Annotated in this window: 17 protein-coding genes; all 17 read left to right on the top strand. The window is 61.8% G+C overall.

The features are described from left to right. The first annotated feature begins 8 nt into the window (after positions 1 to 8). The 17 genes from flgG to L9B60_RS05005 all read left to right on the top strand — a co-directional run bounded on the left by flgG (position 9) and on the right by L9B60_RS05005 (position 21,118). Positions 9 to 794 carry a flagellar basal-body rod protein FlgG gene (gene flgG / locus L9B60_RS05085; RefSeq protein ID WP_249676941.1) on the top strand — a complete coding sequence of 262 codons (786 nt, stop codon included), beginning with the start codon at positions 9 to 11 and terminating at the stop codon, positions 792 to 794. Positions 795 to 843: 49 nt separating this feature from the next. Beyond that, on the top strand, positions 844 to 1,521 hold the full coding sequence (gene flgH / locus L9B60_RS05080; RefSeq protein ID WP_249676940.1) for a flagellar basal body L-ring protein FlgH: 678 nt from the start codon (positions 844 to 846) through the stop codon (positions 1,519 to 1,521). Positions 1,522 to 1,533: 12 nt separating this feature from the next. Beyond that, the gene (locus tag L9B60_RS05075) at positions 1,534 to 2,643 is read left to right on the top strand and encodes a flagellar basal body P-ring protein FlgI (RefSeq protein WP_249676939.1); all 1,110 of its coding nucleotides are present in this window, start codon (positions 1,534 to 1,536) and stop codon (positions 2,641 to 2,643) included. A 10-nt stretch (positions 2,644 to 2,653) separates the two neighbouring features. Then, the gene (gene flgJ, locus L9B60_RS05070; RefSeq protein WP_249676938.1) at positions 2,654 to 3,877 is read left to right on the top strand and encodes a flagellar assembly peptidoglycan hydrolase FlgJ; all 1,224 of its coding nucleotides are present in this window, start codon (positions 2,654 to 2,656) and stop codon (positions 3,875 to 3,877) included. 10 nt (positions 3,878 to 3,887) lie between these two features. Beyond that, positions 3,888 to 5,933 (top strand): flagellar hook-associated protein FlgK, encoded by a 2,046-nt coding sequence (flgK, locus tag L9B60_RS05065; RefSeq protein ID WP_249676937.1) that lies wholly within the window; start codon positions 3,888 to 3,890, stop codon positions 5,931 to 5,933. Between the two features lie 13 nt (positions 5,934 to 5,946). Continuing rightward, the gene (locus L9B60_RS05060; RefSeq protein ID WP_249676936.1) at positions 5,947 to 7,509 is read left to right on the top strand and encodes a flagellar hook-associated protein 3; all 1,563 of its coding nucleotides are present in this window, start codon (positions 5,947 to 5,949) and stop codon (positions 7,507 to 7,509) included. Positions 7,510 to 7,614: 105 nt separating this feature from the next. Next, complete coding sequence (locus L9B60_RS05055; protein ID WP_249676934.1) at positions 7,615 to 11,190, top strand: glycosyltransferase; 3,576 nt, start codon at positions 7,615 to 7,617, stop codon at positions 11,188 to 11,190. Positions 11,191 to 11,247: 57 nt separating this feature from the next. Beyond that, the gene (locus L9B60_RS05050; RefSeq protein ID WP_249676933.1) at positions 11,248 to 13,095 is read left to right on the top strand and encodes a CDP-glycerol glycerophosphotransferase family protein; all 1,848 of its coding nucleotides are present in this window, start codon (positions 11,248 to 11,250) and stop codon (positions 13,093 to 13,095) included. A 20-nt stretch (positions 13,096 to 13,115) separates the two neighbouring features. Further along, on the top strand, positions 13,116 to 13,574 hold the full coding sequence (locus L9B60_RS05045; RefSeq protein WP_249676932.1) for an FAD synthase family protein: 459 nt from the start codon (positions 13,116 to 13,118) through the stop codon (positions 13,572 to 13,574). Positions 13,575 to 13,585: 11 nt separating this feature from the next. Continuing rightward, positions 13,586 to 14,212 (top strand): SDR family NAD(P)-dependent oxidoreductase, encoded by a 627-nt coding sequence (locus L9B60_RS05040; RefSeq protein ID WP_249676931.1) that lies wholly within the window; start codon positions 13,586 to 13,588, stop codon positions 14,210 to 14,212. Between the two features lie 91 nt (positions 14,213 to 14,303). Beyond that, entirely contained in the window at positions 14,304 to 15,305 is a 1,002-nt protein-coding gene (gene pseB / locus L9B60_RS05035) for a UDP-N-acetylglucosamine 4,6-dehydratase (inverting) (RefSeq protein ID WP_249676930.1), read from the top strand. Continuing rightward, entirely contained in the window at positions 15,302 to 16,459 is a 1,158-nt protein-coding gene (gene pseC / locus L9B60_RS05030) for a UDP-4-amino-4,6-dideoxy-N-acetyl-beta-L-altrosamine transaminase (RefSeq protein WP_249676929.1), read from the top strand. Before pseB ends, pseC begins: the two co-directional genes overlap by 4 nt. Before the next feature lie 34 nt (positions 16,460 to 16,493). Continuing rightward, positions 16,494 to 17,114: a pseudaminic acid biosynthesis-associated methylase gene (locus L9B60_RS05025; RefSeq protein WP_249676928.1), complete on the top strand. Its 621-nt coding sequence runs from the start codon at positions 16,494 to 16,496 to the stop codon at positions 17,112 to 17,114. Then, positions 17,111 to 17,818, top strand: coding sequence for a pseudaminic acid cytidylyltransferase (gene pseF / locus L9B60_RS05020; protein ID WP_249676927.1), 708 nt, complete (start codon positions 17,111 to 17,113; stop codon positions 17,816 to 17,818). Before L9B60_RS05025 ends, pseF begins: the two co-directional genes overlap by 4 nt. Then, positions 17,815 to 18,876: a UDP-2,4-diacetamido-2,4,6-trideoxy-beta-L-altropyranose hydrolase gene (pseG, locus tag L9B60_RS05015; RefSeq protein ID WP_249676926.1), complete on the top strand. Its 1,062-nt coding sequence runs from the start codon at positions 17,815 to 17,817 to the stop codon at positions 18,874 to 18,876. The genes pseF and pseG overlap by 4 nt, the downstream gene beginning before the upstream one ends. A 15-nt stretch (positions 18,877 to 18,891) precedes the next feature. Next, positions 18,892 to 19,944, top strand: a complete 1,053-nt coding sequence (gene pseI / locus L9B60_RS05010; protein WP_249676925.1) for a pseudaminic acid synthase — start codon at positions 18,892 to 18,894, stop codon at positions 19,942 to 19,944. A gap of 247 nt (positions 19,945 to 20,191) precedes the next feature. Then, positions 20,192 to 21,118, top strand: coding sequence for a ketoacyl-ACP synthase III (locus L9B60_RS05005; RefSeq protein WP_249676923.1), 927 nt, complete (start codon positions 20,192 to 20,194; stop codon positions 21,116 to 21,118). The last annotated feature ends 107 nt before the right edge of the window (positions 21,119 to 21,225 follow it).

Below are 21,225 nucleotides of genomic sequence, written 5' to 3'. Positions count from 1 at the left end.
AGAACACCATGCTACCTGCACTTTATGTGGCCAAGACCGGTCTTGCGGCTCAGGACATGAACCTGACCACCATTTCCAACAACCTGGCGAACGTGTCCACCACCGGTTTCAAAAGCGACCGCGCCGAGTTCCAGGACTTGCTGTACCAGACCAAACGCCAGCCAGGCGCCAACTCGACCACCGATACCGAGCTGCCCTCCGGGTTGCAACTGGGTACCGGCGTGCGCATCGTCGGCACCCAGAAGAACTTCACCGCCGGCAGCCTGCAAACCACCGATCAGCCGCTGGACCTGGCCGTCAACGGCCGCGGTTTCTTCCAGATCACCCAGGCCGACGGCACTACCGCCTACACCCGTGACGGCACCTTCCACCTGGACTCCACCGGCCAGATCGTGACCGCCAGTGGCCAGGCCCTGGACCCGGCCATCGTGGTGCCGACCGACGCGCAAACCTTCACCGTGGGCACCGACGGCACCGTGTCGATCACCACCGCCGGCAACGCCGCGTCCCAGGTGATCGGCAACCTGCAAACCGCCGACTTCATCAACCCGGCCGGCCTGCAAGCCATCGGCAGCAACCTGTTCCTGGAGACCGCTGCCAGCGGCGCGCCGCAAGTCGGTACCCCTGGCCTGAACGGCTTGGGTACCACGCTGCAGAACACCCTGGAAAACTCCAACGTGAGCACCGTTGAAGAGCTGGTCAACATGATCACCACCCAGCGCGCCTACGAGATGAACTCCAAGGTGATCTCCACCGCGGACCAGATGCTCCAGTACGTAACGCAGAATCTGTAATTCAGCCACACGGCGCCTTGGGCGCCAGCAACACCGTGAGGTCAGTGTCATGAGTCGCTTGTTAAGAGTTCTTGCCCTGGGCGGGGCCGCCCTGTTGTCCGGGTGCCTGGGCCCCGTGGCCAAACCCAACGATCCGTACTACGCGCCGGTATTGCCGCGCACGCCGTTGCCGGCTGCCGCCAATAACGGTTCGATCTACCAGGCCGGTTTCGAACAGGGCCTCTACAGCGACCGCAAGGCCTTTCGCGTAGGTGACATCATCACCATCACGCTGAACGAGAAAACCTCGGCCAGCAAGACGGCGAACTCCAAGGTGTCCAAGACCAGCGATACCACCATGAGCCTGACCTCGTTGTTCGGCAGCAGTGTCACCTCCGGCAACGCCAACCTCAACGCCGGCTACACCGGTGATCGCGCCACCAACGGCGACAGCAAGGCGGCCCAGGGCAACAGCCTGACCGGCTCCATCACCGTGACCGTGGCCGACGTGCTGCCCAACGGCATTATCGCCGTGCGCGGCGAGAAGTGGATGACGCTCAACACCGGCGAAGAGCTGGTGCGCATCGCAGGCCTGGTGCGTGCCGATGACATTGCCACCGACAACACCGTGTCGTCGACCCGTGTCGCCGATGCGCGCATCACGTACTCGGGTACCGGTTCGTTTGCCGATGCGAGTCAGCCGGGTTGGCTGGACCGCTTCTTCCTCAGCCCGTATTGGCCCTTTTAGGTTCGGATGATCATGCTCAAGTTCAAGCACCTGATTGCGGCGACGCTGTTGCTGGCCACGGCGTTCGGCGCCCATGCCGAGCGCCTGAAGGACATCGCCAGCATTTCCGGCGTGCGTACCAACCAGTTGATCGGCTACGGGCTGGTGGTGGGGCTCAACGGCACGGGTGACCAGACCACCCAGACCCCGTTCACCCTGCAAACCTTCAACAACATGCTGTCGCAGTTCGGCATCAAGGTGCCGGCCAACTCCGGCAACGTGCAGCTCAAAAACGTCGCGGCGGTGTCGATACACGCCGACCTGCCGGCGTTCGCCAAGCCCGGCCAGCAGATCGACATAACCGTGTCCTCCATCGGCAACTCCAAGAGCCTGCGCGGCGGCAGTCTGCTGATGACCCCGCTCAAGGGTATCGACGGCAACGTCTACGCCATCGCCCAGGGCAACCTGGTGGTGGGCGGCTTCGATGCCGAGGGCCGTGATGGTTCCAAGATCACCGTCAACGTGCCGTCGGCCGGCCGTATTCCCGGCGGTGCCAGTGTCGAGCGTGCCGTGCCCAGCGGCTTCAACCAAGGCAACAGCCTGACCCTGGACCTCAACCGTTCCGACTTCACCACCGCCAAGCACATCGTCGACAAGATCAACGACCTGCTCGGCCCAGGCGTCGCCCAGGCGCTGGACGGCGGCTCGGTGCGCGTCACCGCGCCCATCGATCCCAGCCAGCGGGTCGACTACGTGTCGCTGCTCGAAAACCTGGAGATCGACCCCGGCCAGGCCGTGGCCAAGGTCATCATCAACTCGCGCACCGGCACCATCGTGATCGGCCAGAACGTCAAGGTGTCGCCTGCCGCCGTCACCCACGGCAGCCTGACCGTAACCATCACCGAAGACCCGATCGTCAGCCAGCCGGGTCCTCTGTCCAACGGCCAGACCGCCGTGGTGCCGCGCTCCAAGATCAACGCGCAGCAAGAAGCCAAGCCAATGTTCAAGTTTGGCCCGGGTACCACGCTTGACGAGATCGTGCGTGCGGTCAATCAGGTGGGCGCAGCCCCAGGTGACCTGATGGCCATCCTGGAAGCCTTGAAGCAGGCCGGCGCGTTGCAAGCCGACCTGATCGTTATTTAAGGACCTGGCCATGGACCTGCCCAAGGGGGGCGTCAGCGCCCCCGCCGACAGTGGTGCGTACACCGACCTCAATCGCCTGAGTGCCTTGAAGGTGGGTGATCGCGACAGTGACGCCAACCTCAAGAAGGTTGCCCAGGAATTCGAGTCGCTGTTCGTTGGCGAGATGCTCAAGTCCATGCGCAAGGCCAACGATGTCCTGGCCAAGGACAACCCGATGAACACCGAGACCACCAAGCAGTACCAGGAAATGTACGACCAGCAGTTGGCCGTGACCCTGTCGCGACGTGGCAACGGCATCGGCCTGCAAGATGTGCTGATGCGCCAACTGTCCAAGACCAAGCCTGCGGTGCACACCCAGGACAACCCGTTTGCCGCCCGGGGCGCCGACACCACCAAGCAGACGTTGGGTGCGCTGCGTTCCGGCGCCGCCGACGCCAAGGCCGAGCAGGCCCAGCCGACATTGCGCAACGACATGGCGATGCTCAACCAGCGTCGCCTGGCGCTGCCCACCAAGCTGGCCGACCGCCTGCTGGCAGGCATCGTGCCGTCCGCAGCCACCGATGCCAGCGTGCAGGTCACTGCGAAAAACCGCCTCAACACGGCGGCCGACAACAGTGATTTGCCGGGCAACTGGAAGTCGGCACTGAGCAGTGGCGTGGTCAATGGCGATACCGGCAACTGGGTGATCCATGGCCGCAGCGTGGCGCAGATCCCGCTGGCGCCGGCGAAAAAAGCCTTCAGTTCGGCGGATGATTTCGTCGCCACCATGCTGCCATTGGCCAAAGATGCGGCGGCGCGTATCGGCGTCGATCCGACCGTGCTGGTGGCCCAGGCCGCGCTGGAAACCGGCTGGGGCAAATCGGTGATGCGTGACGACAACGGCAAGAGCAGCCACAACCTGTTCGGCATCAAGGCCAGCGGCAATTGGCAGGGTGACCAGGCACGCGCCATCACCAGTGAGTTCCGTGACGGCAAGATGGTCAAGGAGACGGCGCAGTTCCGCTCCTACGACTCCTACGCCGACAGTTTCCACGACCTGGTCAGCCTGTTGCAGGGCAACAATCGCTATCAAGATGTGGTCAAGTCCGCCGATAACCCAGAACAGTTTGTAAAAGAATTGCAGAAGGCCGGGTACGCCACCGATCCGGACTATGCCAGCAAGATCTCGCAGATAGCCAAGCAGATGAAGGGCTACCAGAACTATGCCACCGGTAGTTCTTCAACGAATTTATAAGGGCTGAACCATGTCGCTGATTTCAATCGGGCTTTCCGGGCTTAACGCCAGCCAGACGGCCTTGACGGTCACCAGTAACAACATCACCAACGTCTCGACGGCGGGTTACTCGCGCCAGTCGGCCCTGTCCGCGTCCAGCGCGGTGCAGAACATCGGCGTGGGTTTCGTGGGTACCGGCACGACGATTTCCGACGTGCGCCGTATCTACAACAGCTACATGGACAGCCAGTTGCAAACCACCACGGCGCTGAGCTCCGACGCCGCCGCCTACAGCAGCCAGGTCAATACCCTGGACAGCCTGCTGTCGGACAGCGCCACCGGCATCAGCTCCACCCTGACCAGTTTCTTCGCAGCCCTGCAGACCGCGTCGTCGAACCCGACCGACACCTCGTCCCGGCAGTTGCTGCTGACCTCGGCACAAACCCTGAGCAACCGGTTCAATTCGATTTCCACGCAGATCTCGTCGCAGAACACTGGGATCAACTCGCAGCTGAGCACGCTGACCGGCCAAGTCAACGACCTGACCAAGCAGATCGCCTCGCTGAACCAGCAGATCACCACCCTGTCGGCCTCGGGCAACACGCCCAACAGCTTGATGGATACGCGCAACGAAGCGGTGCGCTCGCTCAATGAACTGGTCGGCGTGACCGTTCAGCAAAACGGCAGCGGCGCTTACGACGTGTACCTGGGCACCGGCCAGGCGCTGGTCAGCGGCAATACCTCGAACACCCTGACGGCCGCGCCCGGCACCACCGACAAGAGCCAGTACAACCTCACGGTCAACTACGGCAATTACAGTTCCGATGTCACCTCGGTGGTCTCGGGCGGCACCATCGGTGGCCTGCTGCGCTACCGCAGCGACGTACTGGACCCGGCGCAAAACAGCCTGGGGCAGATCGCCCTGACCGTGTCCGACAGCATCAACAGCCAGTTGGCCCAAGGCGTGGACAACAACGGCAACCTGGGTTCCAACCTGTTCTCCAGCATCAATAGCGCCACGGCTATTGCCCAGCGCAGCCTGGCGTCGTCGAGCAACAGCACCGGCTCCGGCAACCTGGACGTGACCATAGCCGACACCGGTGCGTTGACCAACAACGACTACCAGGTCACCTTCACCAGCCCCACCGCCTACAGCGTCACCCGCTCGGATGGCACCGCGATGGGCAGCTACGACTTGGGCGACGACCCTGCGCCGGTAATCGACGGCTTTACCCTGTCGCTCAACGGCAATGACCTGAGCACCGGCGATACCTTCAAGGTCATCCCGACCCGCAACGCGGCCAGCGCCATCAGCACCACCATGACCGACACCAGCACGCTGGCGTTTTCCGGCCCGTTGACCGGTACCGCCAGTGCCAGCAACTCGGGCACCGCAAGCTTTACCCAGCCATCGCTGACCAGCAGCGTCGACATCTACGACAGTACGTCTAAGGCCACGCTGCAAAGCGGCCTGGAGAACTCGACGCCGGTCAAGCTGGTGTTCGATGCCGCCGCCAGTGGCACCCAGGCCTACACCGTCTACGACGCCAAGGGCAACAACATCGGTAGCGGCAGCATCGTGCCCGGCCAGGACAACAATCTGAGCATCAATGTGCCGATGCTCGACAGCAGCGGCAATGCCGTGACCGACGGTAGTGGCAACGCACTGAGCTTCAGTTTCGCCACCACCGTCAGCGGCAGCCCAGCCACCAACGACAGCTACAGCGTGGCGTTCAACACCACGGGTAAGTCCGACAACCGCAACGCCACCGCGCTGCTGGGCCTGCAAACCTCGGCCACGGTCGGCACCAGTGCCGCCACCGGTGGCGTGAGCTTCACCAGCGCCTATGCCTCGCTGGTCTCCGGCGTGGGCGCCCAGGCGTCCCAGGCCACCACCGACGCCAGCGCTACCTCGGCGGTGCTGGCCACGGCCAAGTCCAACCGCGACTCGGTCTCGGGCGTGAACCTGGACGACGAGGCTGCGGCCCTGGTCAAGTTCCAGCAGTACTACACGGCGTCGTCGCAAATCATCAAGACCGCGCAAGACACGTTCACCACTTTGCTCAACGCCCTCTGAGGATTAGTCGACCATGCGTATTTCCACTTCTCAATATTTCGAGACCAGCGCGTCCAACTATTCCTCGGCCTTCGCCCAAACCGCCAAGACCCAGGAGCAGATCAGCTCGGGCGTGCGCATCAAGACCGCCGGCGATGATCCGGTCGGTGCGGCCAAGCTGTTGCAACTGCAACAGCAGAGCAGCCTGCTGACCCAGTACAGCACCAACATGAGCACCACCACCAACTCGCTGAACAACCAGGAAAGCGTGTTGAGTTCGGTCAACAACGCCCTGCAGCGCGCACAGGAGCTGGCCGTGAACGCTGGTGACGGCTCGCTGACCGACGCCGACCGCCAATCCATCGGCGCCGAGATCAGCCAGCTGCAAGACCAGGTGCTGGGCCTGCTCAACACCAAGGATGCCTCGGGCTACTACATGTTCTCCGGCTCCAAGAGCACTACACCGCCGTACGTCAAGAACAGCGACGGCAGCTACACCTACCAGGGCGACCAGACCGCGCTGAGCCTGCAGGTGTCCGATACGCTCAGCCTGCCCACCGGCGTGACTGGCTACAGCGCCTTCGAGCAGGCCACCAATACCAGTCGCACCCAGTCGACCGTGACGTCGCCGGCGGTGAACGACAACAAGGTCTCCATCTCCCCGGGCCAGATGGACTCCGAGGCGAGCTACAACAAGTCGTTCACCAAGGGCGAACCCTACACCGTCAACTTCACCAGCGACACCACCTACACCATCACCGATACCGGGGGCAACAACATCACCTCCGAGGTCGCGGGCAACGGCACCTTCGACCCCACGGCCGAAGGCGGCAGCACCATCAGCCTGCGTGGCGTGGATTTCACCCTCAAGGTCGACAGCGCGAACACCGGCACCACGGCGGGCCACTCGATCACCCTGCAAAGCACCCCGGACACGTTGACGGCAACGCGCAGCGCGGTGAACGGCTCGACGGCGCAGATCACCAGCAGCTCGATCACCAACCAGGCCGCCTACAACAGTGCCTTCCCAAGCTCGGGTGCGGTGATCAAGTTCACCAGCGACACCGGCGACTACTCGGTGTATGCCCAGCCCTACACCACCGACAGCAAGGCCATCGCCACCGGCAACACCGGCGGCACCGGCGGCACGGTCACGGCGGCCGGCGCCAGCTTCGATATCAGCGGCACGGCCAAGTCCGGCGACACCTTCCAGGTCTCGGTCAACGCGCACAAGACCCAGAGCGTGTTGGACACCCTGTCCCAATTGGCGACGGCGTTGAACACCCCCATCAACGGTGACAATACTCAGTTGCTGGCCATGCAAAACTCGGTCACCTCGGCCATCGCCAACCTGTCCAAGGCCAGCGAGCAGGTGGACAAGGCTCGCGGCGTGATCGGCGCCACCGGCAATGCGATCACTATCCAGACCACCGAGAACACTTCGCTGGGCCTGGCGAACAAGACCACCCAGTCGGACATCGGCGACACCGACATGGCCACGGCCTCGATCAACCTGACCCTTCAGCAGACCATGTTGGAGGCATCCCAGGCTGCCTTCGCCAAGATTGCCCAGTTGAGCCTGTTCAACAAGATCTAAGCCTTTTCGCGGCGCCATTCACGGCCCTTCAGGGGGCTGAGCCTGGCGCCGCTTTTTTATCCGCACCCCGGTTGCCTTTGGCAATCGAACGTCGAGTCCCGTGGCATGAAATCCACCCCCCTAGTCAGCATCGCCATTCCCGCCCACGACCCGAAGAACTTCCCTCGGGCCTTGAAAAGCGCCGTGAACCAGAATTACCCGCACCTGCAAGTGCTGGTGTGCGATGACACGGTGGGCGATGAAGTGCGCGAGGCGGTTGAAAGCGTCCGTGCCGGGCTGGGTACCAATGTCACCCTGCGCTATGTGCGCAACGCCCGGGCGTTGGGGCGCACCGCCAATATCGAGCAGTGCGTGCGCCTAGCCAAGGGTGAGTTCATCAAGGTCTTGTTCGATGAAGACTGGTTGATGCCCGAGCACACGCCGTTGCTGGTGGAGGTTCTGGTGCGTTACCCGGACGTCAGTGTCGCGGCCACCCAGCATTACCTCTCCGATGCCGAAAATCGCATCATGCCCAACCGCATGGAAAACTTCGGCTACGTGTCCGGTGATGCGCGCTTCAATGGTTTCGACCTGTTGTCGATGTTCGAGGTGTGGCCCACCAACTTCATCGGCACCTTGAGCAGCGTGTTGCTGCGCCGGGTCGACGTCGCCCGGTACATGCCGGCGTTGACCAACCCGCAGGCGGCGTTCGAGGCGCTGCTGGACATGACCTTGTACAGCTTGCTGCTGCGCCAGGGCAACCTGGCGATCGTCGACAAATTCCTGGCGGTGGAGCGCCTTTCGCCACTGCGCCACGCCGACATCGCCGACTACGCCACCACCCGTAAGGATGAGCTGGAGGGCATGTTGCAGTTGCTGGCCGGCCGCGACTGCGAGCGTGCGGAAAAGGTCGGTGGCGTACGCCACAGCCTCATGCTCGGTGCAGAGGCCGACCCTGAGTGGAAGGAAGTGGCCCTGGGGCGCATGTTTGGTGTGCAGGCCGATACCATGCGTGAATACGTGGGTGTGGATTGCGATGATTACGACGCAGTTTACGAGCAGTGGCTGGCGTGCCGAGACTTCAGTGCCGATCAACGCCAGCATCTGCCTGCACGGGTTGAGCACTGGGCACGCCAAGCCAAGATCGTTACCATTGTGGTCGACAGCCTGGGTGACCATTCGCTACAGGCGACCCTGGATAGCCTGGCGGCACAAATCTGGTCGACCGAGGCTATCGTGGTGCTGTCGAGCACCGCGCAGGAGCCGACCGTCGTTGGTAACGTGTTGAGCGTACCGCTGCAGTCCGATTGGCCGTTGCAGCTCAACGGCCTGCTGCCGGAACTTGACGGTTATGACTGGTTTTGCCTGTTGCGTGCTGGCGATCGACTAAGCGAGCACGCGTTGCTGCTGCTGGCGGAGCGCATCGCCGAGCGGGCCGACATGCAGGCCTGTTATTGGGACGAGGATGCCCTAGAGGTGGTTGGCCACCGCGCCCCGGTTTTTCGTCCAGGCTTCAACTTGGACCTGCTGCGCAGCTACCCTTATGTCGGGCGAGGCCTGGCTTTTAGCCGTGAGGGCTTGATCGGGCAGGGCGGGTTCGCCGCCGGCCTTTTGGAACTGGGCCCGCACGACCTGATTTTCCGCTTGGTGGAGCAGCACGGCACCGATTGCATCGAACACATCGGTGAGGTGTTGCTGCACGCCGTGCCGCATTTTTCCGCCTGGTTGGCCGAACCTAGCGTACGCGACGGCAATGCTCATCTCGTTGGCTTGCACTTGCAACGCCTGGGCCTTGAGCATGAGATAACGTCAGCCGACATCCGCCTGATCAACAGGGTTAGCTATCGCCATCGCGAGCAGCCTCTGGTGTCCATCGTGATTGCCAGCCAAGGCCGCCTGGGTGCCTTGCAACAGTGTCTGGAAAGTTTGCTGGAGCGTACTGCCTACAGTCAGTACGAAGTGTTGATTGTCAGCAGCGCCAATGAGACTGCCCAGGTAGGTGATTGGCTGCAGGCCATGGCTGCCGTGGGGAGCGCCAAGCTGCGGGTCATTCCGGCACCGGCCGACAGCGCCTTGCCAGCGATGCTGAACCTGGGCGCCGTTCAGGCGCGGGGGCAATTCCTGTTGACCCTGAGCCAGGACTGCACGGTGATCGATGCCGGTTGGTTGCAAGAAATGTTGCAACACGTGCAGCGCAGCGAAGTGGGCGTCGTGGGGGCGCGCTTGCAGGGGCCGGGTGGCACCATCGAACATGCTGGCCTAGTGCTTGGCCTGCGCGGTGCGGTGGGCTCGGTTTTTGTAGGCGAGCCAGTCAATGCGGCAGGCTACATGCACCGCTTGCAGGTGGTGCAAAACTACAGCGCGGTCAGTCTGCAATGCCTGTTGATCGGCACGGCGCTGTTTAGCGAGTTGGGCGGCCTGGCCGAGAGTGATCTCGGCCATGGTTTCGCTGACGTTGATCTGTGCCTGCGGGCAGCAGAGTCAGGCTACCTGACCGTATGGACCCCCTTCGCTCAATTGCAGGTGCAACGTCACGAGTACGCCGCTTCGTCGGCCGAGGTCCAACAGTGGCGGGAATCTCAGCGCGTGGCGTTTAAGCGTTGGTTACCAAAGCTTGCGCGAGACCAGGCCTACAACCAGAACCTGAGCCTGCAAGGTGCCAGCTTTACAATGAACGTGGGCTTGCGCAACGGATGGCAGCCATTCGCTCGGCACACCTTGCCGCATATTTTAGGGCTACCGATCAACAAGGGCGCCGTAGGCCACTATCGATTGATCCAGCCACTGATCGAAATGGAGCGAGCGGGGCTTGCCTCCACCATGATCAACTTCGGTACGCCTTCGATCCTGGAGCTTGAGCGGATCGCGCCGGACACCATTGTCTTCCAAGGGCGCTACAGCGCTGGCCCCGTGGAAGGCATCGCGCAGGTCAAAGAGTTTTCCAAGGCTTTCCGGGTGTTCGAGATCGACGACTACCTGCTTGACGTGCCCGAGCAGAACGAACACCGCCGTTACCTGGCCAAGGATATCCGCGAAACCCTCAAGCGGGGCGTTGGCCTGTGTGACCGATTGGTGGTATCGACCGAATCATTGGGCGAAGCCATGGCAAGCATGCACAGTGACATCGTCGTGGTGCCGAACATGCTTGCCCCGGATCGCTGGGCACACCTTGAGAGCCAGCGCCGCGTGGGGCGCAAGCCTCGCGTCGGCTGGGGCGGTGGCACCAGCCACACCGGCGACCTGTTGCTGATAAAGGACGTGGTCAAGGCATTGGCCGACGAGGTGGAGTGGGTATTCCTGGGCATGTGCCCGCCGGAACTGTACCCCTACGTGCACGAGTACCATCCTTCGGTGCCCTTGGACGTTTACCCGCAGAAAATGGCCAGCCTGAATTTGGATCTGGCGCTGGCGCCGCTGGAGCAGCATATTTTCAACGACTGTAAAAGTAACCTGCGCTTGCTGGAATACGGCGCGTGCGGCTTCCCCGTGGTGTGCACCGACACCCGTAGTTACCGCGGCAACTTCCCCGTGACGCTGGTCAAGACCAACAGCACTCACGAGTGGTTGGAAGCTATACGTATGCACTTGGCCGACCTCGATGCCAGCGCACGACAAGGCAATGCCCTTCGCCAGGTGGTGCATGACAAATTCATGCTGCACGGGGATGCTTTGAAGCAGTGGCTGAACGCATGGCGAGGTTGATTGGCCCTTGCCAGTCAGATGTGCATTCTTTGAACGTATTTGAGTAGGACGCAGGCGATGAGCGAGTCACAACAACACGATGGCAGTGCAAACGATATTTTGCGCCTTATCCCCTTAACAGCCGTCTCGCTGATCGATGTTTCTCGCGAGGCTGGCGCGCAGGCACAAACGCTGACGGCCCAGCGGCCCGAGGTCGAATACTTCGGTGACAACGGCAGCGGCGAGCAGGCCTTTGATCTCGACCAGATCGACGTGCAGTTCTACGTCGAACATCGCCAGCGCGATTGCTGGGTGCTGGGCGATGCGTTGGCACGAGTGCGTGACCCTTGGGCCGTGCTGCAGACGATCGCCGGCGTTCTGCCTGCCGACGGTTGCGTGGTCGCCGTCATTCCCAACGCGCAACACTGGTCATTGCAGGCCAAGCTTGCCATTGGCGATCTGCGTTATGAACAAAGCGGTTTGTTGTCGCGCGAGTACCTGCGCTGGTTCACCCGCGAAACCATGCTTGAACTGTTCGACAGCGCAGGGCTTGAGTTGGTCGAGGGGTGGCCACGCACAGTGGAGGACGAGTTCGGCGCCGGGTTCGTTCAACAAATTGGCGAGATGGCCAAGCTTGCCGGTGTTGATCCGCAAGGTGCGATGAACGACGCCTTGCCACTCGACTACGTCGTACGCGCCTGCCTCAAGGCAGATGCACGAGCTGACCATAAGCGCGGCGCTCAGCTCCCGGTGCTGAGCAAGGAGGAGTTTGCCGCACAGGACGGCTACACGCCCAAGCTCGATACCGCTTGGGCATTTCCGGTGTGCGCGTTCGATCATTTGCTCACCGGTAACGATCGGGCGGTGTTCGAAGCAGTTAAAAACAACCCAGGTATTCGCAAGGTTATCCTCACCCGTAGCCTTCCCGTGGACCTGGGCGGTGTCAACGTGCACGTGCTACCGCTCAATAGTAGGCTTGGGCAGCAGGCGCTGATGGAATGCCGCTACGTGTTCGTCAAGCATTCGCCTACGGTCAACGCCGTTTTTCCGCTCGATAGCAAGCAGCATCGAATCATCAATCTGTGGCATGGCATCGCGCTCAAGCGCATCGGCATCGCTTCGCTGGACAACCAGAATGTCTTAGAGTGGACGACGCGAGAGCACGCCAGCTGCCACAGTGTCATTGCGTCATCGATGGTGGACCGCATGGCGATGGCCTCTGCGTTTTACCCGCTCAATTTCCATAACATCTGGGTGACGGGGTTGCCGCGCAACGACGTGGTGCTGTGCGCCGAAGCGTTGTTGCCACAGGACTTTCAGCAACAGCTGACAGACCTGCGTCAATTGTTGGGCGGGCGACGCCTGGTGCTGTTCGCGCCAACCTTTCGCAATGGCCAGGGCAACAGTTACTACCAGGTCAGCGACGAAGAACGTCAGCGCCTGGCCGATTGCCTGTTCAAGCACGGAGCTGTGCTGGGGGTGCGCGAGCATATGGCTGACAGCGCGCAAAGTTTCTCCAAGCGGCTGCTGGGCGAGGGCATGCCGACCCTCGATTTGGGCCGTCTGCACTTCTCCGAAATAGAGTTGCTGTATCGCGAAGCGGACATGCTGGTAACCGATTATTCCAGCGCCTTTATCGACTTCATGCTGACTGGCAAGCCCCAAATCTGTTTTGCCTACGACCTTGATCGCTATGAAAGTGTTGAGCGCGGGTTGTTCTATCCGCTCGACATGGCTTTTCCCGGCCCCATCTGTGGTGACTTCGACAGTTTCCTGGCGGCGCTGGAGAAGGGCCTGGCCGGCGATGAGCTGGAGGCCCGGAATTTGTATGAGCACAAGCGGCGCATGTTCTTCGACTATGTCGACGCTGGCAGCACAACGCGCCTGCTGAAACTTATTACGCAGGAAACGGGCTTGAGCCTGTAACGATCAGTGGGGAAGAACCTATGAAGACTGTCGTCTACGTGTCGGGAACCTTTGATCTGTTCCATAACAATCATCTAAAGATGATCAGTTATGGCAGGGGGTTGGGCGAAACGTTGATCGTTGGGGTCAGTACGGATGAACTGGTATCGTCTTATAAGAAGCCACCGATCATCCCGTTCGAAGAAAGAATTGCCATTATCGACGGCTTGAAATATCCGGACCTGGTCATACCGCAACGAACGCTGGATCATACCCTCACCGTCAAAAAGTTGAATATAGATATTTTTGTCATCGGTGACGATTGGTACCCGAAGTACGACTACCTGAAAGAGTTGGGGGTCAAGGTGTTCTACTTCCCCTATGGTTCGGGCATCAGTTCCAGCGCGCTCAAGGAGCGTGTGTACGAGCAGTACAAGAAACTGCTGGTCGAGGTGGACAGCCACCCGATTCCAAACCCGGACGAGCATCAACACCAATAAGGGTGAGTGAAATGCGCAAAAGCCTGTTGATCGTGGGTGGCGGCAGCGATATGGCGTCCTATGTACGCGAACGTCTTTCGCAGAGGTACGACATTACTGCGCCGTCTCGCAGCGAATTGGACATCACCTCGCGCAGCGCGCTGGAAGCGTTTTTTGAAACCCGCTCATTCGATATCGTCCTCAATTGCGCAGGCACGCTGTACGAGTGCGAGTTCCTGGCGTCCGACCCCGAGCAGTGGGTCAATGATATTTCCGTGAACCTGATCGGCACCTATTTGCTGGCGCGGGCAGCGTTGTTGAAAAATAATGACGCCCGTCTTTGTCTGCTTTCTTCCACGGCAGCCTTCAATGCCTACACCAACTGGTCATCGTACTGTGTTTCAAAGGCCGGTGTGGTCAAACTGCATGCAACACTGCATAAATCCGGGTTCGATGTGGTGACACTTTGCCCGGGTGCGATCGACACCAAGTTTCGCCATGGCACCGGTGTAGTCAACCCCAACGTGATGTCGATCGAGGAGGGCTGCCGGCCTGTGCTTGATGCGATAGAGGGCGGGTATCAAAAGGGCGATATTGTTTTTTATCGCAAGAATGATGTGCAGCTCAATCCAGACTTCGCGGTAGACAAAGCCGAGTAGTTATTTGTGCTCGCACGGTGGCCCAGATTTTGCTGCGTTGCTGTTTAATGCTGCGCGCGGTCAGAAATGCGTCACCACTCAGGGCACAACAATGTTCAACGGCAAATCCCTCTTCATCACCGGTGGTACCGGCTCGTTCGGTCGCAACTTCATCCAGCGCCTGCTGGAGCAGTACCAGCCCAAGCGCGTGGTGGTGTTCTCGCGCGATGAGCTCAAGCAATACGAAATGCAGCAAACCTTCAATGCCCCGTGCATGCGCTATTTCATCGGTGACGTGCGCGACGCCGAGCGCCTGCGCGTGGCCATGCGTGGCATCGACTACGTGGTACATGCCGCCGCGCTCAAGCAGGTGCCGGCCGCCGAGTACAACCCCACCGAGTGCATCCGCACCAACGTCAATGGCGCCGAGAACGTGATTGCAGCCGCCATCGACAATGGTGTGAAAAAAGTGATCGCGCTGTCCACCGACAAGGCGGCGAGCCCGATCAACCTGTACGGCGCCACCAAGCTGCTGTCGGACAAATTGTTCGTGGCCGCCAACAACATTGCCGGTGAACAGCAGACGCGGTTCTCTGTGGTGCGCTACGGTAACGTCGCCGGCTCGCGCGGCTCGGTCGTGCCGTTCTTCAGTAAGTTGGTGGCGCAAGGCGCTCGCGAGTTGCCGATCACCGATGCACGCATGACCCGCTTCTGGATCACCCTGGACCATGGCGTGCAGTTCGTGCTCGACAACTTTGCGCGCATGCACGGCGGCGAAATCTTCGTGCCGAAAATACCCTCCATTCGCGTGGTCGACCTGGCCCAGGCTATGGCGCCGGCCCTGCCGCACAAGCTGGTGGGCATTCGCCCCGGTGAAAAGCTGCACGAACTGATGGTACCGCTGGACGATGCGCGCATGACCCTGGAGTTCGAAGACCATTTCACCATCCAGCCGTCGATCCGTTTCACCCACACCGACCTCGATTTCGCTGTCGACGGGCTGGGCGAACAAGGCCGTGCGGTGAGCGAAGACTTCGAATATCGCTCCGACACCAACCCGCACTTTCTTGACGTGGGCCAGATCAGCGAGCTGCACGGCGAGCTACCGGCATGATCCCTTACGGTCGCCAAAGCCTCGACCAGGCCGACATCGACGCGGTGCTGCAAGTATTGCACTCAGACTGGCTGACCCAAGGCCCGACCCTGGAGCGCTTCGAGGCCGCGGTGGCCGAGCGTTGCCAGGCGCAGCACGCGGTGGCCGTGTGCAATGCCACCGCGGCGCTGCATATTGCTTGCCTGGCGGCGGGCCTGGGCCCGGGCGACCGTCTGTGGACTAGCCCCAACACGTTCTTGGCGTCGGCCAACTGCGGGCGCTATTGCGGTGCCGAGGTCGATTTCGTCGACATCGACCCGCACACCTGGAACCTCGATGCCGGGCGTCTGGCTGCCAAACTGGAGCAGGCCGAGGCAACCGGTACTTTGCCCAAGGTTGTAGTGGCTGTCGCTTTCGCCGGGCAGAGCTGCGATCTGCACACCATTGCCAAGCTCGGCGAGCGTTACGGCTTTACCCTGATCGAAGACGCGGCCCATGCCTTGGGCGCCGACTATGCCGGTCGGCCGGTGGGCTGTGGTGCCCATGCGGCGATGACGATATTGAGTTTTCACCCGGTGAAAATCATCACCACGGGGGAGGGCGGCATGGTGCTGACCAACCGCCCCGAACTGGCCGAACACCTGCAGCGGCTACGTAGCCATGGTATGACCCGCGACCCTGCGCAAATGGACCAGCCCAGCCACGGCCCGTGGTATTACCAGCAGGTGGAACTGGGTTTCAATTACCGCATGACGGACATCCAGGCGGCTTTGGGCCTGTCGCAATTGGGCAAGCTGGACGCCTTCATCGCGCGCCGGCGCTACCTGGCCGAACGCTATGGCACGCTGTTGGCGGACTTGCCTTTGACCTTGCCGGCCGCGCAGCCGCAGGCACAATCGGCTTGGCACCTATACGTAGTCCGCCTGAAGCTTGAGCGCCTGAACGTCAGCCACCGGGAGGTGTTCGAAGCCTTGCGTGGCGCTGGCATCGGCGTCAACCTGCACTACATTCCAGTACACCTGCAGCCGTATTACCGCGACCAGGGTTTTGCCCCTGGCGACTTTCCCGAGGCCGAGGCTTATTACGCCCAGGCCATCAGCCTGCCGATGTTCCCGGCGCTGAGCGACGAGCAACAGGATCAGGTGATTGCACAACTGCGCCATTTGTTGGCCTGAGCGATTTTCATGTGTAGCTGCAAAGAGAAAGACCATGCGTGAATTGAGCGAACAGGAACACTTCTGGAGTGGCGACTTCGGCGACCAGTACGTGGTTCGCAACCAGAGCGACACGCATATCGCCAGCAACCTGGTGTTGTTCGCCAAGGCCCTGGCCAATACCAGCCCCATCAGTAGCCTGCTGGAGCTGGGCAGCGGCTCGGGCAACGCCCTCAAGGCCTTGCGCCAACTGCTTCCTGGTTGTGATCTATACGGCGCAGAAATCAACGCCAAGGCCTGTCACCACGCGCAGGCGGCGAACGTGGCCCACGTATGGCAGGGCTCTCTGTTCGACTACCCACGCGAGCGCACCTTTGAACTGACGCTGAGCAAGGGTGTGCTGATCCATCTGGCGCCGCAGATGCTGCCGGCGGCCTACGGCCAGCTCTATGAACTGAGCCAGCGCTACATCCTGATCTGCGAGTATTACAACCCCACGCCGGTGGAGGTGAGCTACCGCGGCCACGGCGGCAAGTTGTTCAAGCGTGATTTCGCCGGCGAGATGCTCGACCGCTACAGTGACCTGACATTGTTGGACTACGGGTTTTTCTACCGACGTGACTGCAATTTCCCGATGGATGACACCCACTGGTTCCTCTTGGAGAAACGCTCTTGAAAGCCGTCGCCATCATCCCCGCGCGCGGTGGCAGCAAGCGCATCCCGCGCAAGAACCTCAAGCTGTTCAACGGCACGCCGATGATCGTCGGCTCGATTAGCGCGGCGTTGGCGTCAGGGCTGTTCGAGCGAGTGGTGGTCAGCACGGACGACGAGGAAATCGCTGAGGTGGCCCAGGCCCACGGTGCCCAAGTGCCGTTCCTGCGCCCGGCGGCGTTGGCCGATGACTTCACGGGTACAACGGCGGTCATCCAGCATGCCCTGACGACGTTGCAGGGCGATGGGCATTACTACGATGCCGCCTGCTGCATCTACGCGACGGCACCCCTGTTGCAAGCGCGCTATCTGGGCCAGGGCCTGGCGTTGCTCAAACAGCACCCGGCCCAGTCGTTCGTGTTTTCGGTGTGCGACTTCGCCTTCCCGGTGCAGCGTGCCTTGCTGATCAACGATGAGGGCACCCTCGCGCCGATGTACCCGGAGCACCGCCAAACCCGTTCGCAAGACTTGCCTGCGGCCTATCAGGACGCCGGGCAGTTCTACTGGGGGCGCAGCGAAGCCTGGCTGCGGGGCGATACCGTGTATTCGGAAAAGAGCCTGCCCCTGATCCTGCCGCGCCACCTGGTGCAAGATATCGATACCGAAGCCGACTGGCTTCGGGCCGAGTACCTCTATGCGGCCCTCAAGGCCGGCGGAGAGCTTGAGTGAAGGTGTTGATCCGCGCCGATGCCTCCCAGGCCATTGGCAGCGGGCACGTCGCCCGCTGCCTGACCTTGGCTCGCGCCTTGCGCCAGTCGGGCGCGGCGGTGGCGTTTGCCTGTCGCGAGTTGCCGGGGCATTGCATCGCTACCCTGCAGGCGCAGGGCTGGCCAACCTATTGCCTGCCAAGTCACTACCCTGAGGAAGGCAGCGGGGCAGACATCGAAGCGCCATTGCCCTGGCAGGCAGATATTGGCGCCCTGCAACAACGTCTGCCCGCAGGCGCTGCCTTCGACTGGATCATCGTGGATCACTACGGGCTGGACGCGCAGTGGCAGCGCGCCGCTGGCCAATGGTCCGCGCGTGTCGCGGTGATCGATGACCTGGCCAACCGCCCCCATGCGGCGCAACTGCTGCTGGACCAGAACTACAACGCCAGCGCCGACCGCTACGCGCCGTGGCTTGAGCCCGGTTGCCAAGCGTTGCTGGGGCCGCACTTCGCGCTGATTCGCGAGGAGTTCAATACCGGAGCCATCCTCATTCGTGAACAGGCAGACAGGGTGCTGGTGAATTTCGGCGGCATGGACGCCGCCGGGCAAACGCTCAAGGCGATGCTGGCCCTGGCACCACTGCAGCAACTGAGCGTGGACTTCATCGCAGGCAATGGCAACCCCGATTGGGCCCAGTTGCAGGCCTTGGCCGTCGGCCGTCCGGCGTGGCGCTTGCAGGCTCACAGCCAGCAGTTTGGCCAATTGATGGCCCAGGCCGACCTGTTCGTCGGCGCGGGCGGCGGGACCAGTTGGGAGCGTGCTGCCCTGGGCCTGCCCACGCTGTGCCTGGCAGTGGCGCATAACCAGCAAGCCAATGCCGAGCGCCTGGCCGCTGCCGGCGTGCAGGTTTACCTGGGGCCCTGCGACACCGTCAGCGCCGAACAACTGCGCCAAGCCATCGTCAGCCTGCTGCAAGATCCGGCGGCGCGGCGCGCCCTGGCCACCCATTCCCGGCAGTTGGTCGACGGGCAGGGCGCGCGCCGCGTGGCCGCTACCCTGCTGGCCGCCTGCTCATAATTCAAGGAACAGCCCATGCCTGCATTCAAGATCGGCTCGCGTGCCATCGGCGCCGACTGCCCCCCCTTTGTCATTGCCGAGATGAGCGGCAACCACAACCAATCCCTGGACACGGCGCTGGCAATCGTCGACGCAGCGGCCAAGGCCGGTGCCCATGCGCTGAAGCTGCAGACCTACACTGCCGACACCATGACCCTGGACCTTGACGACGGCGAGTTTCGCATCAGCGACCCGGACAGCCTGTGGGCCGACACTTCGCTGTACGCGCTGTATCAGCAGGCCCATACGCCCTGGGAGTGGCACGCACCGATTTTCGAGCGCGCCCGGGCCCACGGCATGCAGGCTTTCTCTTCGCCCTTCGATGAAAGCGCGGTGGACTTCCTTGAAACCCTCGGCGTGCCGGCCTACAAGATCGCCAGCTTTGAGAACACCGACCTGCCGTTGATTCGGCGCGTGGCCGCCACCGGCAAGCCGATGATCATCTCCACCGGCATGGCCACCGTGGCCGAGCTGGATGAAAGCGTGCGCGCCGCCCGCGCGGCCGGGTGCAAGGACTTGATCTTGCTCAAGTGCACCAGTACCTACCCCGCGTTGCCACTCAATACTCACCTGCGCACCATCCCCCATATGCGCGAACTGTTCGGTTGCCAAGTAGGCCTGTCGGACCACACCATGGGCGTAGGCGCGGCGGTGGCTGCCGTCGCCCTGGGCGCCACGGTCCTAGAAAAGCATTTCACCCTTAGCCGTGCGGATGGCGGTGTCGACGCGAGCTTCTCTCTAGAGCCGCACGAACTGCGCAGCCTGGTGCAGGAAACCGAGCGCGCCTGGCAGGCATTGGGGCAAGTGCACTACGGCCCTACCGACGCCGAGCGCAAATCCTTGGTGTACCGCCGCTCGCTCTACGTCACCCGCGACATGGCCCGGGGCGAGCCTTTCAGCGCCGACAACGTGCGCGCCATCCGCCCTGGCCTGGGCCTGGCACCCAAGCATTTCGACAGCCTGATGGGCCGCAGTGCACGCCAGCCGCTCAAGCGCGGTACACCGCTGGATTGGCCAATGGTCGACTGAGATCGTCACAAGGCATGTCACAAAATATGAAATTGAGGTTAAATCAGCGTGACCTATGAGTCATAACGCGCATCTCCACTGTAATGTATTGGTGGGTGATGATGGCGTTTAGCCCTGTGGGTGGCTTGGTGCAAGCCTCCGGCAACGTCCGCTGGCGCCCCGTTCGGGCGGCAGACGTCCCTGTCAAGTCGGCGCCCCTCGAGCATGCGAGCGGTGATATTTAGCTGTTTATTATTGGGAAGCCATAATGATTGGCATAAAAAGCATAGCGAGTTACGTGCCGTCGGCCGGGCTCGATAACTACGCCCAGGGTGCCAAATTTGCCAAAGATGAAGAATTCATCCTGGGCAAGATCGGCTCCGCCTTCCTGCCGCGCAAAGACGCGGCCCAGGAAACGTCGGACCTGTGCGTGGAAGCCGTCAACGCCTTGTTCGCCAACAATCCGCAGCTCAAGCGCGAATCCATCGATGCGCTGATCGTCGTCACCCAGAACGGTGACGAAGAGGGCTTGCCGCACACTGCTGCCATCGTCCAGGACAAACTCGGCCTGCCAACCCACGTGGCGGCGTTTGACATTTCCCTGGGCTGTTCGGGCTATGTCTATGGCATTTATGCCATGAAAGGCTTCATGGAAGCCGCCGGCCTGAAGAACGGCCTGCTGGTCACGGCTGACCCGTATTCCAAGATCGTCGACCCGGAAGATCGCAACACCACCATGCTGTTCGGTGACGCGGCAACCGCCACCTGGATGGGTGAGGATGCGCCCTGGCAGTTGGGCAAGGCCAAGTTCGGCACCGACGGTTCCGGCGCACCGCACTTGAAGGTTTCCGACGGCGTGTTCTTCATGAACGGCCGTCAGGTGTTCAACTTTGCTTTGCTGAAAGTGCCGGCGCATTTGCACGAATTGCTCGACGAGTCGGGGCTCAAATCCGCCGATATCGACGCGTTCTGCATTCACCAGGGCAGCGCGGCGATCGTCGATGCCGTGGCCCGGCGCTTCGAGGAAGAGCCCGAGAAGTTCATCAAGGACATGGTCGAGACCGGCAATACGGTGTCGTCGAGTATCCCGCTGCTGCTGGAAAAACACGTCATGGACGCCCCGTGGAAGCGCGTCGCGCTGAGCGGTTTCGGCGTTGGCTTGTCGTGGGGCTCGGCGATCATTTACCGCCCTTGATCGCACCCTGGGCCGTGCCTGCAGCTACGCAGGCGCAGCCCATTGCGTGTAATATTCGAGCACGCAGCCCTCAGGCCGCCCCGGCCTTGAGGCGTGGCGGCTGGCGT

This window comes from Pseudomonas abieticivorans, from assembly GCF_023509015.1.
Taxonomy (GTDB): Bacteria; Pseudomonadota; Gammaproteobacteria; order Pseudomonadales; family Pseudomonadaceae; genus Aquipseudomonas; species Aquipseudomonas abieticivorans.
This window is presented reverse-complemented; position numbering and strand designations above follow the sequence as displayed.